1 pseudogene is annotated in these 718 nt (G+C 40.4%); it reads left to right on the top strand.

Annotated elements, in window-relative coordinates:
* Positions 1 to 95 precede the first annotated feature (95 nt).
* A pseudogene (locus tag ICL16_RS07545) lies at positions 96 to 718 on the top strand (transposase); the annotation flags it as partial.

Genomic DNA, 718 nt, shown 5'->3' with positions numbered 1-718 from the left:
CAATACCTTTGCCAAAAAAAGAGGATGAAGAGAGAGGGCAGATGTAGTAGAGTTATGGTCTCTCACAACGACAACTCAAAAACTACAAGCAGCCCATGCCAGATATACTAGCACTGTTGCAATGCCTCCTACCACAAATAAAAGTGACCACAATGCGGCAATTGAACCAAATCATCATGGCGATGTTAGCCATGAGTGGGCGAGTGACGATGCGGGGAATATCCCGTTGGGCGGAGACTGGCGGTAGTTATCGAACGGTGTTGAGATTCTTTCACACAGTCATACCGTGGGCAACAGTATTCTGGGTATTTTTTCGCCAACATCTGTGGTGTCCAAAAGATGTTTATTTACTGGTTGGAGATGAGGTAGTAATAACCAAAGCAGGGAAACAAACATATGGGTTAGATAAATTTTTTTCAAGTTTATTGAGCCAACCAATATCAGGACTATCTTTCTTTACATTATCGTTAGTAAGTATTGAAAGAAGGCACTCGTTTCCCATTCAAATAGAACAGGTAATAAAAAGCGATATAGAAAAAAGTAGAACATCGTCCCCAGAAGTAAAATCAGCAGAAAAACGTGGACGTGGAAGACCAAAAGGGAGTAAAAACAAAAAGAAAACGGAGGTGATTTTGACATCAGAATTACTCCGAATTCAAGCATATGATTAATGAGTTATTCAAGTTAATAGCTGGCTCTATCCCCCTCACTTACTTAG

The organism is Iningainema tapete BLCC-T55 (assembly GCF_014698965.1).
GTDB lineage: Bacteria > Cyanobacteriota > Cyanobacteriia > Cyanobacteriales > Nostocaceae > Iningainema > Iningainema tapete.
Note: the sequence above shows the minus strand (reverse complement) of the source record. Positions and strands in the feature narration are given on the sequence as shown.